10 protein-coding genes are annotated in these 14,455 nt (G+C 64.1%); 4 read left to right on the top strand and 6 right to left on the bottom strand.

Going from position 1 to position 14,455, the window contains the following annotated elements:
- Positions 1-109: 109 nt before the first annotated feature.
- Positions 110-4,612: a DEAD/DEAH box helicase gene (locus ACQKRQ_RS05350; RefSeq protein WP_427475528.1), complete on the top strand. Its 4,503-nt coding sequence runs from the start codon at positions 110-112 to the stop codon at positions 4,610-4,612.
- A gap of 239 nt (positions 4,613-4,851) precedes the next feature.
- Entirely contained in the window at positions 4,852-6,855 is a 2,004-nt protein-coding gene (pdeR, locus tag ACQKRQ_RS05345; protein ID WP_132377412.1) for a cyclic di-GMP phosphodiesterase, read from the top strand.
- Positions 6,856-6,906: 51 nt separating this feature from the next.
- Here pdeR and ACQKRQ_RS05340 read toward each other — a convergent pair whose 3' ends face one another.
- Positions 6,907-7,791 (bottom strand): crotonase/enoyl-CoA hydratase family protein, encoded by an 885-nt coding sequence (locus ACQKRQ_RS05340; protein ID WP_132377413.1) that lies wholly within the window; start codon positions 7,789-7,791, stop codon positions 6,907-6,909.
- Between the two features lies 1 nt (position 7,792).
- Here ACQKRQ_RS05340 and ACQKRQ_RS05335 point away from each other — a divergent pair, with 1 nt between their 5' ends.
- Positions 7,793-8,089, top strand: coding sequence for a hypothetical protein (locus ACQKRQ_RS05335; protein ID WP_427475525.1), 297 nt, complete (start codon positions 7,793-7,795; stop codon positions 8,087-8,089).
- Between the two features lie 126 nt (positions 8,090-8,215).
- Here the strand turns inward: ACQKRQ_RS05335 and ACQKRQ_RS05330 are convergent, their stop codons facing one another.
- Positions 8,216-9,319: a malate/lactate/ureidoglycolate dehydrogenase gene (locus tag ACQKRQ_RS05330; RefSeq protein WP_132377415.1), complete on the bottom strand. Its 1,104-nt coding sequence runs from the start codon at positions 9,317-9,319 to the stop codon at positions 8,216-8,218.
- Positions 9,320-9,374: 55 nt separating this feature from the next.
- Positions 9,375-10,835, bottom strand: coding sequence for a M20 family metallopeptidase (locus tag ACQKRQ_RS05325; RefSeq protein ID WP_132377416.1), 1,461 nt, complete (start codon positions 10,833-10,835; stop codon positions 9,375-9,377).
- Positions 10,836-11,051: 216 nt separating this feature from the next.
- On the opposite strand from ACQKRQ_RS05325, the gene ACQKRQ_RS05320 reads away from it, so the two are divergent.
- A complete protein-coding gene (locus ACQKRQ_RS05320; RefSeq protein WP_408179982.1) occupies positions 11,052-11,363 on the top strand; it encodes a superinfection immunity protein in 312 nt (103 codons plus the stop codon).
- Between the two features lie 70 nt (positions 11,364-11,433).
- Here ACQKRQ_RS05320 and ACQKRQ_RS05315 read toward each other — a convergent pair whose 3' ends face one another.
- The 3 genes from ACQKRQ_RS05315 to ACQKRQ_RS05305 all read right to left on the bottom strand — a co-directional run bounded on the left by ACQKRQ_RS05315 (position 11,434) and on the right by ACQKRQ_RS05305 (position 14,431).
- Positions 11,434-11,706 carry a YodC family protein gene (locus tag ACQKRQ_RS05315; protein WP_132377418.1) on the bottom strand — a complete coding sequence of 91 codons (273 nt, stop codon included), beginning with the start codon at positions 11,704-11,706 and terminating at the stop codon, positions 11,434-11,436.
- Between the two features lie 486 nt (positions 11,707-12,192).
- A complete protein-coding gene (locus tag ACQKRQ_RS05310; protein WP_427475522.1) occupies positions 12,193-13,761 on the bottom strand; it encodes an MFS transporter in 1,569 nt (522 codons plus the stop codon).
- Between the two features lie 31 nt (positions 13,762-13,792).
- Positions 13,793-14,431 (bottom strand): TetR/AcrR family transcriptional regulator, encoded by a 639-nt coding sequence (locus ACQKRQ_RS05305; RefSeq protein ID WP_427475520.1) that lies wholly within the window; start codon positions 14,429-14,431, stop codon positions 13,793-13,795.
- Positions 14,432-14,455 lie beyond the last annotated feature (24 nt).

Raw genomic sequence — 14,455 nt, 5'->3', positions numbered from 1 at the left:
CTCTCCATTGCGACATAAATGCCGATCTGTAGCGCTCGGCAAAACCCGTGGAAACCTGCCAGACTGGTTCCTGATCCTTGCAACCGGTTGCCTTAGGCGCCCTCTGGATATGGCACGCCCCGCCCCCATCTACGCGAGCATGACTTCGGCTTCCACTACCGCCGCCTTGGGCGCGGCGTCCGCCAATGCATCCGTCGCGACACCCGCCATCGGGCTCTCGACGGCCGGCGCGCTCGCCGATTTCCATCCGGCTGTCGCGAGCTGGTTCCTCAAGACCTTCCCCGCGCCGACCGCCGCGCAAGCCGCCGCGTGGCCGCAGATTCGCCGTGGCCGCTCCACGCTGGTGGCCGCGCCGACGGGTTCGGGCAAGACGCTCACCGCCTTCCTGTCCGCGCTCGACGATCTGGTCCAGCAAGGCCTCGCCAGCGGCGGCGCATTGCCGGACGAAACGCTGGTGGTCTACGTGTCGCCGCTGAAGGCGCTCTCCAACGACATCCGCCTCAATCTGCAACTGCCGCTGCAAGGCATCGCCGCGGAACTCGACGCGAGCGGCTTGCCGCCGCTGGATATCCGCACCGCCGTGCGCACCGGCGACACCACGCAGCAGGAACGCAACGCGTTGAAGAAGCGCGCGCCGCATATTCTCGTGACGACACCGGAATCGCTTTACGTGCTGCTCGGTTCGGACTCCGGCCGCCGCATGCTTTCGACCGTGCGCACGGTGATCGTCGACGAAATTCACGCGCTCGCCGGCAGCAAGCGCGGCAGCCATCTCGCGCTCAGCCTCGAGCGGCTCGACGCGCTATGCCAGCGGCGCTTGCCGCGTATCGGCCTGTCGGCGACACAAAAGCCGGTAAGCGCGGTCGCGCGCTTTCTGGTGGGCGGCGGCAGCATCGACAGCGGCATTCCCGCGGATTGCGCAATCATCGACGTGGGTCATATCCGCGAACGGGACCTCGCGCTCGAAATCCCGCCCGTGCCGCTCGAAGCGGTGATGCCCAACGAGGTATGGGAGCGCGTCTACGACCGTCTCGCCGAGCTGGTGGCGATGCACCGGACCACGCTGATTTTCGTCAACACGCGCCGCATGGCCGAGCGCGCCGCGCGTCATCTGACCGAGCGGCTGGGCAAGGACGTGGTCGCCGCGCATCACGGCAGTCTCGCCAAGGAGCATCGTTTCGACGCCGAGCAGCGCCTGAAACGCGGCGATTTGCGGGTGCTGATCGCCACCGCTTCGCTGGAACTCGGCATCGATATCGGCGACGTCGACCTGGTCTGCCAGATGGGTTCGCCGCGCGCGATCGCACCGTTCCTGCAACGCGTCGGACGCTCGGGCCATCACGTGGGCGGCATGCCGAAAGGCAGGCTGTTTCCGAATTCGCGCGACGATCTGATCGAATGCGCCGCGCTGCTCGATTGCGTGCGACGCGGCGAACTCGACGCGCTGTGGATTCCGCGCGCGCCGCTCGATGTGCTCGCCCAGCAGATCGTCGCGGAAGTGTCGAGCGCGGAATGGAGCGAGGACGCGCTGTTCGAGCTGATGCGGCGCGCGGCGCCGTACGCGGACCTCGAACGCGAACAATACGACGCCGTGCTGCGCATGCTCGCCGAAGGCTACACGAGCCGCAACGGTCCGCGCGGCGCCTATGTTCATCGCGACGTCGTGAGCGGCACGCTGCGCGGCCGGCGCGGCGGCAAGCTGGTCGCCGTCACGTCGGGGGGCACGATTCCCGAGAACGCCGACTATGCCGTCGTGCTCGAACCGCAGGCGATCAATATCGGCACCGTCAACGAGGATTTCGCCGTCGAAAGTCTGGCTGGCGACGTGTTTCAACTCGGCAACGCGTCGTACCGGATTCTGCGGATCGAAAGCGGGCGCGTGCGTGTCGAGGACGCGCAAGGCCAGCCGCCGAATATTCCTTTCTGGCTTGGCGAGGCGCCGGGGCGCAGCGACGAACTGTCGTTCGGCGTCGCGCGATTGCGCGAACAGATTGGGCGTCTTCTAGATGGCGTGGGAACGGCGGCCGGTTTGACGGACACGACCGGCACCGAGGTCGAAACGCTCCCCGCCCGCATCGACCACGCGATCGACTGGCTCGTCGACAACCTCCATCTCGACGAAGCCGCCGCCCGCCAGATCGTCGACTATCTTGCCCGCGCGCGCGCCGCGCTCAGCGTGCTGCCCACGCAAAACACGCTGGTCATGGAACGTTTCTTCGACGAATCCGGCGGCACCCAGCTCGTCATTCATGCGCCGTTCGGCAGCCGGGTCAACCGCGCGTGGGGCCTCGCGCTGCGCAAGCGCTTTTGCCGGACCTTCAACTTCGAGCTGCAAGCGGCGGCCACCGAGGACGCGATCGTGCTGTCGCTGACCGGCAGCCATTCCTTCGTGCTCGACGACGTGTGGCGCTATCTGCATTCGAACAGCGCCGAGCATCTGCTGATTCAGGCGCTGCTCGATGCGCCGCTGTTCGGCGTGCGCTGGCGCTGGAACGCGACCACCGCGCTCGGTCTGCCGCGTTACACCGGCGGGCGCAAAACCGCACCGCAATTGCAGCGCATGCGCAGCGAAGATTTGCTGGCGAACGTGTTTCCCGAGCAGGCTGCGTGTCTGGAGAACGTCGTCGGCGAACGCGAGCTGCCGCATCATCCGTTAGTGAACCAAACCGTCGACGACTGCTTACACGACGCGATGGACAGCGAACGCTGGCTCGCGCTGCTGCGCCGTATCGAACAGGGCGACGTGCAACTGGTCGCGCGCGATTTGCCGGCGCCCTCGCCGCTCGCCGCCGAAATCCTCAACGCCAAACCGTACGCCTATCTCGACGACGCGCCAATCGAGGAGCGCCGCACGCAAGCCGTGCTGAACCGCCGCTGGACCGACCCGTCGAGCGCCGATGATCTCGGCGCGCTCGATGCCGAAGCCATCGACAGCGTGCGCGACGAAGCATGGCCGCAGGCGCGCAACGCCGACGAGATGCACGAAGCGTTGAGCGGCCTCGCCTGTATCACCGAGGCCGAAGCGCGGCGCAACGAAGGCTGGCCGGCATGGCTCGCGTCGCTGGCCGAATCCGGCCGCGCCACTCGCCTGCAACTGGCCGGCGACTCAGCCGTGTGGCTGCCTGTCGAACGCCTGACCTGTTTTCAATCGCTCTATCCCGACGCCCGCTTGGCGCCGCCCGTTGCCGCGCCGAAAGGCTACACGGAGACCTGGAACGCCGACGACGCCCTGCTCGACGTGCTCCGTGCGCGCCTGACCGGTTTTGGCCCGTTGCCGGTCGGCGCGATCGCTGAAGCGCTGAAGTTGCCGGCGGCATCGGTCGAACAGAGCCTCACGCGCCTCGAAGCCGAAGGCTACGTGATGCGCGGCCGCTTCACGCCGCAAGCCGCCGAGGAAGAATGGTGCGAACGGCACCTGCTCGCGCGGATACACCGCTACACGGTGAAACGCCTGCGGCGCGAAATCGAGCCGGTGGAACGGCACGACTTCATGCGCTTTCTGTTCGAGTGGCAGCATCTGACGCCGGACACGCGCAGCGAGGGGCGCGACGCGCTGGCCGCGGTCCTCGAACAGCTCGAAGGCTACCAGGCCGCGGCGGGCGCATGGGAGGAAGACATTCTGCCCACGCGCGTGAAGGCCTACGCGAATACTTCGCTCGACGAACTATGCCGCGCCGGCAAGATAGTCTGGACCCGCCTGACGGAACGCGCGCGTGGCGCCACCGGGCCGGTCCGCAGTACGCCGATCGTGCTGTTGCCACGCGCACAGGTCCGCGTGTGGAGCGCGTTGCTCGATCCGTCGAAGCAACCGGAGTTGTCGGCGCGCGCGCAAAGCGTGTATGACACGCTCGTGCAACACGGCGCAATGTTCTTCGACGAATTGCTCGCCGAAGTTCGCGTATTGCGTATGGAATTGGAGAGCGCGCTGGGCGAGTTGGTGGCCGCGGGGATCGTGAATTCCGACAGTTTTGCCGGCTTGCGCGCCTTGCTGAAGCCCGTCGCCAAACGCAACTCGTTTTCCAGCAACCGGCGCGCGCGTTCGAGTGCGCTGATCGGCGGCATGGACGACGCCGGACGCTGGGCGCTGGTCAGCCGGCCCAGCGCTGCTGCGGCATCAGAGACCGTGCCGGAGCGCCGCCGGCAGTTCCCACCCGAAGTGCTGGAGCATGTCGCGCTGACGCTGTTGCGCCGTTACGGAGTGGTGTTCTGGCGTCTGCTCGAACGCGAGGCCGAGTGGCTGCCGCCGTGGCGAGACCTGCTGCGGGTTTTTCAGCGGCTCGAAGCGCGTGGCGTGATTCGCGGCGGGCGCTTCGTGAATGGTCTCGCCGGCGAACAATTTGCTCTGCCCGAAGCGATTCCCGTGCTGCGAGAAGTGCGGCGGCATGCGAACGACGGTGCTTTTGTGTGTGTCGCCGGGACCGATCCGTTGAACCTCGCGGGCACTTTGCTGGTCGGCGAACGTGTGCCCGCTGTGACGGGAAACCGGATTCTGTATCGCGACGGCGTTGTAGTGGCCACGCTCGTGTCAGGGACTTTCTGGTTCGAACCGTCGCTGGAAGCGGTTCCCGTCGAAAGGGAAAAGGCTCGCGCGTGGCTGGCGCGACGGTTTTAGCTGTTTAGAATGGGCGCGGGTTGCCGTAAATCACCTGTGCCTGACGGGAAGAGCGCGGGGAAGAGCGCGTAAAAAAGCACCTGAAAAAGCCCTAAAGATGGAAGTCTTACTGACCGTTAATCTTTATAAGCCCTAATTCCAATCGCTTCGCTACAATGGGGACAGTCTTAAGTATGATGAAGACTGTTTGCCGACTCCGCCTTCACGGCGGCCACCGGCACACACCGCCCGGGGATCTCATGAACGACGACCAACACGAGCAGGTGCTTTATGCCCAGTTCGGCACAAGCAGCCCATGCTGGCGTCTGTCGAACGACAGCAACGCGCTAGAACTCACGCCCGTCACCGGCGACGTGCCGGCCAATGTCGCCATTCCGCTGAATCCTCAGCAGGCCTCGCAAATCCGCTGCCTCACCGGCGTGACCTCGCATCTCGTCCTCGACGTGCGGCTGTTCGGCGAACCGCTGCGTTTGCATCTGGTCGGCAAAAAGCTTAGCAGCAACAGCTGGGCCGGCACCGCCTCGGCCTATGACGACACCGAATCCGTCGCCCGCGATCTGGTTCACGGCCTCTCGTTCGCCGAGCAGGTCGTGTCCGAGGTGAATTCGGTCGTCGTGATCGTCGACCGGCATGGCCGAATACAACGCTTCAACCGTCTTGCCGAAGAACTCACGGGCGTCAAGGAAGAGAACATCATCGGCCGCAACGTATGGGCGTTGTTCATGTCCACCGAAGACGGCGCGGCCTCCAGCCAGAACATTGCAGGCTTCTTCAATCGCGGCGTGTCGTACGAAGTCGAGCGGCGCGTCAAGACGGTGCATGGCGAACGGCTCTTTCTGTTCCGCAACAAGTTCGTCCACAGCGGCAGCGGCGTCGAGGAGCAATTCCTGATCTGCTCAGGCACCGACATCACCGAGGAACGGCTCGCGCAGGAACGCCTCACCGAACTGGCGAACACCGACTCGCTCACCGGGCTCGCGAACCGCAACGCGATCCAGGACAAAATCCGCACCGCCATCGAAGACGCCGCGCCGGGCGAAGCGGTCGGCGTGCTGTTCCTCGATCTGGACAACTTCAAGAAGGTCAACGACCACTACGGCCACGTATTCGGCGACCGCCTGATCCGCGACGTGTCGTCTGCCATCAGCGAGTGTCTGAATGAAGGCGATACGCTCGCGCGCCTGGGCGGTGATGAATTTATCGTGCTCGCGGCCAAGGGTACGGCGCACCAACTCGAAACCACCGCGCAACGCATTCTCGAGCGCATGCGCACGCCGTTCGCCCTCGGGCTCGTGGAGGTCTACACGGGCTGCTCGATCGGCATCGCGCTGTATCCGGAACACGGCGACAGCCTCGAGTCGCTGATCCGTTCGGCCGACACAGCCATGTACGTCGCCAAGGACGAAGGCAAGCGCACGCACCGCGTGTTCTCGCCGGAAATGAACCGCCGGGTCGCCGAGTACATGTGGCTCGACACCAACCTGCGGCGCGGCCTCGAAGAGGGCCAGCTGACGCTGCACTACCAGCCGAAACTGTCGCTCGCCACCGGCGTGGTGCAAGGCGTCGAAGCGCTGGTGCGCTGGAATTCGCCGGAGCGCGGGCAGATCATGCCCGCCGAGTTCATCCGTTACGCGGAAGAGTCCGGGCTGATCGGCGTGCTCGGTCGCTGGGTCATGGTAACGGCCGCGAAACAGGCCGCCAAATGGAAGGCGGACGGCTACAACCTGCGCATCGCGATCAACGTATCGGCGCGGCAACTGGTCGATACGGCCGTGGTCCGCCATTTCAGCGAGGCGCTGCAGGCCGCCAATCTCGATCCCTGCCTGATCGATCTCGAACTGACCGAGAGCTGCCTGATCGAAGACGAAACAGCCGCGATCGATCTGATCAAGCAGTTCCGCCAGCTCGGCGCGCAGGTTCATCTGGACGATTTCGGCACGGGTTATTCGTCGCTGTCGCAGCTCGGCCGGATTCCGCTCGACGTCATCAAGCTCGACCGCAGCTTCGTGCGCTCGATCAACGCCGACACCAAAGCGCAGGCACTGGTGCGCTCCATGGTGGCCGTCGCGCAGGAGTTGAATTTCAAGGTGGTCGCCGAAGGGATCGAGACCGAATCGGAAGAAGTGTTCATGAAGGGCTTGGGCGTGGATTACGTGCAGGGCTTCCTGTACGGCCAGGCCATGCCGACGGCTGAATTCGAACGCTGGTTGCAGGATAGACAGAAGCTCAGGCTGATCGCCTGAGCTTCCGGACCGCCCCCCTTTACGGCTTATTGTGTTCGAACCCAGGTCAATTCAGCCGAAATTGGCCGCGCTGGCCGTCTGGCGCAGGTTCGAGGTACGGCGGTTCTGCAGCATCACCAGCCGCTCCATGAAGGCGAGATCCTTCTCCTCGATCGTGAAGGCGGCGTCGACCCAATCCTCGGTGATTTCCATCAGCTCGGCGCGCGAGAGTTGCAGCACGCGCTGGCGCGCCCGCAGCATCGCCCGGATGCCGTTCATTTTCGGCTTGAGCGTGTCGATGAAAGTACGGGTCGCCATATAGGCTTCGCCCGGTTCGAACAGCTGATCGACCAGACCTTTGCCGTAGTGCCATTCGGCCGTGTGCGATTCGCCGACGCCGATCAGCTCCTCCGCGAGCCGCATGCCGGCCTTGCGCGCCACCAGTGAATAACCGCCCATGCCCGGGAACAGATTGAACGCAATCTCCGGGAAGCCCATGCGTGCGTCGTTCTGCGCGAGCAGGAAATGATGCGCGAGCGCGGCCTCGAAGCCCCCGCCGAGTGCCGTGCCTTCCACCATCGCGATCGAAATCGCCCCCGTGTCGAAACCTCGCGACGCCGCATGCACGCAATCCACACAAGCCCGTGCATAAGCCATGAGCGCCTGACGCTTGCCGGCGCGGATCGCATCCGCGAAGAAATCCAGATCGCCGCCGACGTTGTACATGGTCGGAATCAACGAACCGGTGACCCAGAAATCGATCGGCAATCCCGACTCTCGTGCTGCCTGCGCGAGTTCCAGGATGTCATGGACCAGATCGAGATTGAAACAGGGACGCGGCTGCGCCCGCAACATCATCCACATGACGTTGCGGCCTTCTTCGTAGTAAGCCGAAATTTGCGAAAGATTGCCGGCTTCGAGGAACGGGCGGCAGGCGTGGTGGTTATGCAGATTCATTTTGAACGGTCCTTTTAAGGTTAAACACTGGTATTGCAATGCGAGCCTAAAGCAGACCGGAATCGGATGGGAGCGGGGTAACCAACAGATGAATGCAAGCCGCGTTCAAAAGCCCGCCAGCAGGCGCTCTGCGGGAAAGAGGAAGATCGATGGCATGTGGCGCGCACGCAAACGCTTGCGCACCGAAGATGGGCGAAAATTGACCCACAAAAAGGCACGCGGCGGCAATCAATATGCGCCCGCGCCGGGATTGAATTTCTTGCCGGATCGAAAAAAGAAAGAAATAGTCGCCGATTAGAAAATGCAATCGAAAATAATCAGCGACGAATGGTTTTTTCTCTGATTGGTGGGCTAACAGACGGTGTATCCGCTTCGCATGATAAAACGCGGGCGGCCCACCGCGCGCCGCTTTTGCATCAGCGTCTTATTGCAAACGCGCGGACCAGTGGCCGGCTTCTTCCGCGCTCATCCCGACGGCCAGCGCCGCGGCGAGAATCTGCGCCCACGTGGCCGCGTCCACGGGAATACCCTCGGCCTCGCGTTGCGCGCGCGTCACGCGCTCGGGTTCGCCGGGCTCATAGATACGGTCGACGCCCGATGCGAGCGGCGAGGCCTTCACCCAGTCGATGAACGCGTCGGCTTCGGCTTGCGCATCGGGCGCGTCGAACGCGGCCGGATCGATGATCACCGACAGCATGCAGTTGATGATCGCGTTGGTCGTGCCGAGCGTGGTCGAGTGCGTGGTAAAGCCGCCCGACAGCGCGCCGCCGAAGATCTCGCACAGGGCCGCGAGCCCGAAGCCCTTATGCCCGCCGAACGGCGTCAGCGAACCGAACGGCGCTTCGTGCATGACTTTGGGTTCGAGCGTGGCGCGGCCCTCGTGATCGATCAGCGCGCCGGGTTGCACCTGCTTGCCTTGGTTATAGGCGACGCGCGTCTTGCCATACGCGACCGTGCTGGTCGCGAAGTCGAGCACGAGCGGCGGCTTGCCGGGCCGCGGATAAGCGGCGCAAAACGGGTTCGTGCCAATGCGCCGGTCGGCGCCGCCGAACGGCGCGACGAGCGGATCGCCCGCCACGTTGACGAAATGGAACGACACGAGACCGGCACGCGCGCACTGTTCGGCCCAATGACCGATGCGCCCGATGTGATGTGCGCCGCGCAAGCCGACCGCGCAGATGCCGATGCGTTTGGCGCGCTCGATGCCCTGCTCCATGGCCTCGAACGCCACCACCTGGCCGAAGCCTCGGCCGCCTTCGACCGTCAGCACGGCGCCCGCGTCTTTCACCACGTCGGCATGCAGGTTCAACTGAAGCTCGCCGTCGGCGAGCGACGCCACATAGCGCGGAATCATCCCCACGCCATGCGAGTCGTGACCGGTCAGATTCGCCGCCACCAGATGATCGGCGACCAGCTCCGCTTCGCGTGGCGTGCTGCCCGCCTTTTCCCAGATCGCCCTCACATAGGCATGCAATTGATCGGCCGGAATCCGGGGCGTGGCGAGTTGAGCGGTCGAGTTATCGGTCATTCACAGTGTCGGCGGACGTGACGGGTTCAGGGCAAACGACGGTCGAAGAGATGGCTCAAGGCGCGGCGGCGATCACCTCGGCGACCGCGGCCGTGAGCTTCTTGCCGTACGGCACGTGCAGGAACTCGTTCGGCCCGTGCGCATTCGACTTCGGTCCGAGCACGCCGCACACCATGAACTGTGATTTCGGGAAGCCCGCCTTCAACACGTTCATGAGCGGGATGGTGCCGCCCTGCCCCATGTAGGCGACGTCGGCACCGTAGTGCTGGCGCGACGCGTCGTTGAGCGCCGTGGCAAGCCACGGGGCGAGGTCGGGCGCGCTCCAGCCGCTTGCCGCGCCGGCGTCAGGCTTGAACGTCACCTTGGCGTTGTACGGCGGATCCAGTTCGAGCAGCGCCTTCAGTTCGGCGACGGCCTTCTCCGCCTCGATCATCGGCGGCAGACGCAGCGACAGCTTGAACGCCGTGCGCGGACGCAGCACGTTGCCGGCATCGGCCAACGCGGGCAAGCCGGCCGCGCCGGTTACCGACAGCGACGGACGCCACGTCGAATTGAGCAAGGCCTCCTTCGGATCGGTGGTGGTGGGCAGCACCTGACGGCCGTCCTGGCCGCAGGCCCACGGCAGCTTCTTCCAGACGTCGTCGCCGAGAATCTGGGCGGTGGCTTCCGCTTCACGCAGACGGTCCGCCGGGATATCGACGTGAAAACCCTTCGGCAATAGCGTGCCGTTGGCGGAGTCTTCGAGACGGTCGAACAGTTGCCGCATGATGCGGAAGCTCGACGGCGCGATGCCGCCATAGCCGCCCGAGTGAATGCCTTCGTCGAGCACCTGCACTTCGAGGTCGCCGGCGACCAGTCCACGCAACGACGTGGTGAGCCACAGTTGATCATAGTTGCCCGCGCCCGAATCCAGGCACACGACCAGACCCACCTTGCCGAGCCGCTCGCGCAGCGCATCGACGTACGGCAGCAGATCGTAGCTGCCCGACTCCTCGCAGGTTTCGATCAGACCAACGCAACGCGGACGCTCGACGCCTTGCGCGTCCAGCGCGGCAAGTGCGGTGATGCTCGCGTAGATCGCGTAGCCGTCGTCGGCGCCGCCGCGGCCGTAGAGCTTGTCGTTCTCGAGCTTGGGCGTCCAAGGCCCGAGGTCGTTGCGCCAGCCGTCGAACTCGGGTTGCTTGTCGAGATGGCCGTACAGCACGATGGTTTCCTCGCTGCCCGAACGGGTCGCCGCCGACTCGAAGAAGATCACCGGCGTGCGGCCCGGCAAGCGAATGATTTCGAGTTTCAGGCCGCGCACCGGCTGCTGTTCGGCCCATTGCGCCGCGTCGGTGATCACGCGCTCCAGATAGCCGTGCTTGACCCACTCGGGATCGAACGCCGGACTCTTGGCCGGCACGGCGATGTAGTCCGTCAGCGCGGGCACGATCTCGTCGTTCCACTTGCGGTCCACGAATTCGCGTAGCGTCTCGGGGTTGATGCGTTGGGCCTGCTGGGTATCGTCGGAGATCATGATGGCGGTCCGTGGGGATCTGTTCTGTCGAAACGATCATGATAGACCCGATGCGGGATTGGCTGAACCCCTCGCCGCGCATCGGCTTGGTGAACGACCAGGGCGACTGCCCGTCGCAGCCGTCTCACGAACGGCATGCAACCTTTGCGGCGAGCTTACGCAAACAAAACAATCGCGCGACAATTGCGGCATAGGTCGCGTATCGGGAGCCGCTTCATGGAGGGCAACGTCGTCGTGCAGGCCATCGCCGCGGTGCTGGCACTGGCGCTGTATTTTCTGCCGGCCCTGGTGGCGGACCGGCGCAAGCGTCATGACGTGCTGACGCTCGCGCTCTTCAATGCATGCCTCGGCTGGACCGTGTTCGGCTGGCTGCTCGCGCTCTATTGGGCGTTGCAACCAAACCCGCCGAAGAACATCGCCGGCGAGATCGTGGAGACGCGCAAGCTCGTGAGGATGCGAGCGTTTTCGTCCGCGCTGCTGGTGCGCGTGCAACGACGCGCAAGCACGCGGGATCGCTCGGAGAAGTGAATCTGGCGTGGCGTGGATGAAGCAGAAAACGGACTGGCCGGCCGGAGCACCGGCCGACCACGCGGGCTGTTCAGGCCGCGCGGCTCATGCGGTTCCACAGAACGGAACCGGCGGGAATCGAGCGCGGCTCGGTGCGCACGCTCGCGGGTGAAAACATCTCGCGGCGCAATTCGCCGTGTTCGTCGAACCATTCGCAAATCAGCCAGTCGCCGGGGTTGAGCGCCACTGGGCCTGCATACGTTACCGTCATGCGCGAGCCCCCTTCCTTCAATGTGACGACGTCGCCGACATTGAACTGGGCGGCTGGCGGTGTCTGGAATGCGTCAATGGTAGCGGTCAGCATATTCATCCCCCTACGGAACCGTTGTGCGGTATTTAAGTCATTGCGCCGGGTTTTTCGACTTTAGACCTGCTGAAGGAAAACGCTAAAAAGTTTGCCAAGATTAACAATCGAAATTAATCGCCGCAAGTGCTTTTTATTGATACCGTTTTCATCGACGGTGGAATTGCTTCCACCCTCGGGCTATCGATGGGCAAAACCGGGAAAACCCTTCAATGCCCCGCCAGGCCGCCCCTTCATGCGGCAGTGCACGATCGCAAAACTTACAGCGGCGAACTGCCGGCGGACAGCAGAAAATACGAACGTCTTTCGTCATATCTAATGCCCCGACCAGAACCATTCAGGGTTTATTCTGAGCCGCCACAAGCGAAATTACCTGTGAATGACTAACTCACCGGTAAATGCGCCATGCTTAAAATCGGCCCTGTTTAAAAAAACGCCTAATAATTTCCGATAGCTTTGTTGAAAACGATTCCCGCTTCCGGATTTTCAAACCGGTTGCGCCGAGCGGCGCAGCGCGATTTGCTGATGCCGCACGAGCAGCACGCTCAGGCCAATGCACACGAACATCAGCAGTGCATTGATTGCGAGGCTGACCTGGAACGCGTGCGCGTAATCGCCCGGTGCCGCGCGGCCGCCGATCGCGCCGAAGAACGCGCCGCTGATAGCCGCCGTGCCGAATGCGGAGCCGATCTGCAGCGTCGACGACACCACGCCTGAAGCAAGCCCGGCCTTCTCCGGCACGACCTCCAGTAACACGATGCGCATGATCGACGGCAGCAGCAAACCATGTCCGACGCCCGCGCACACCAGTCCGCAATAGAACAGCAGATCCGGGGTGGCCGACTGGGTGGCGGACCAGCCGGTGACCGTGAAGCCGACCGTCATCATCGAAAAACCGAGCGTGAGCACATGGCCGCCGATGCGCTTGACCACCGCCGGCGAGGTCAGCGGCCCGACCACGAAACCGATCGCGAACGGCATGATCGCCATGCCGGATGCGAGCGGCGTCCAGTGCAAACCGGTTTGCAGGAAGATCCCGTAGGTCAGGAAAAACGCGCTATTGCAGTAGAACAGGAACGCGAGCACAAGCCCTAACGCGAAGGCCCGGTTGCGGAACAATTGCAGGTCCACCAGCGGATGGCCGCCGCCGCGCTCGACGCGCTGCTCGGTCATCACGAAGAGCGCGAATGCCGGGACGGCAAGCGCGAACATCACGAAGGTCCACGCCGGCCAGCCGGCTTCACGGCCGTGCGTCATCGGGTAGATGACCAGCAGCAGCACGGCGGACAGCAGCGCCACGCCCTTCACGTCGATGCCGGTGCGGGTGGCCGGCTGATTCTCCGGCACGAACTTCCACGTGCCGACAAACGCGGCAATACCGATCGGAATGTTGATCAGAAAGATGATGCGCCAGTCGAGCCCGAACGGGTGATACGTGATCAGCGCACCACCGCCCAATTGGCCGACGATCGACGACAAGCCGAACACGAAGCCATACAGGCTCATCACCTTGGTCTGCTGATGCAGCGGCACGACCGCGCGAATCGTCGCGAGCACCTGCGGCGCCATCACGGCGGCCGCGATACCCTGCACGATCCGCGAAATCACCAGCATGTGTCCGCTGGTCGCGAAGCCGCATAGCGCCGAGGCGACTACGAACGCCGCCATGCCCGTCATGAACATGCGGCGGCGGCCGAACAGGTCGCCGAGCCGCCCGCCCGTGATCAGCAGCACCGCGTACGCCGACGCATAGGCGGAAACGACGAGTTGCAATTGTGCGTCGCTGGCGTTCAGGCCGGTGTGAATCGAGGGCAGCGCGAGATTGACGATGAAGTAATCGAGCGGTGCGAGGAACGCGCCGACGAACAGCACCGCCAGCGCAAGGCCCTGCCGTTCGAAACGCGGCTGAGCCTTGTCGACCGCTGCTACCACGTCAGTTGCCACGCCCGTTGCCATGCTCGCGGCCGCGGCGCCAGGACAGGTCACCGCTGAAGCTGCGGCGCCTTGGGGTCCAACGAATGCCGCCGGAGCGGACTTGATCGCTTCGCTGTTCATGACTGATCGTTCAAAAATTCGGCAAAAAAATTTAGACGAGCGCGCGCATGGCGACGTCCACGATTCCTGTCAGCGCATCTTCCTGATGAGCGACCCGCCCCAGCACGCGCAGACCTTGCATCACGCAGAGGAGGAAATCGCCGACGGCTTTTTCGTCGAGTGTGGAGTTGAACGCGCCGCTCGCCTGGCCGCGAATCACCGACGCCGCCAGCAGCGTGGCCATGCGGCGCTGAATCGCGGCGACGCGCGTGCGCAGTTCTTCGTCGCCGGGCTGCATTTCCAGCGTGGTGTTGGTGATGAGGCAGCTGCGTTCGCCGGTCAGCGCGCACGCGACCCGCGCGTAATGCAGCAAAGCGTTGCGCAGCGCCTCTTCCGGCGGCACCGGCGCATTCAGCCGCTCGGCGAGCCGCGCGACCGACCCTTCCGCGTAGTGATCCAGCGCGGCCAGCATGATGCCGTGCTTGTCGCCGAATACGCCGTAAAGACTGCCGCGCAACAGGCCGGTGGCTTTGCACAGGTCGTCGATCGAGGTGGCGTGGTAGCCGTGGTTCCAGAACACCTGGCTCGCGCTCGCCAATACCGTGTCCGTGTCGAACTCGCGCGGCCGGCCCCGAGAGCAGACCTCGCCGGCTTTCTTCGCGGATTGTTTCGAATCGCCTGATTGCTTCATGCAGTGGATATTATGACTAACCGT

The organism is Paraburkholderia sp. NPDC080076 (assembly GCF_050281145.1).
Taxonomy (GTDB): Bacteria; Pseudomonadota; Gammaproteobacteria; order Burkholderiales; family Burkholderiaceae; genus Paraburkholderia.
The sequence above is the reverse complement of the archived record's forward strand: the minus strand, read 5'-3'. Positions and strand labels throughout refer to the sequence as shown.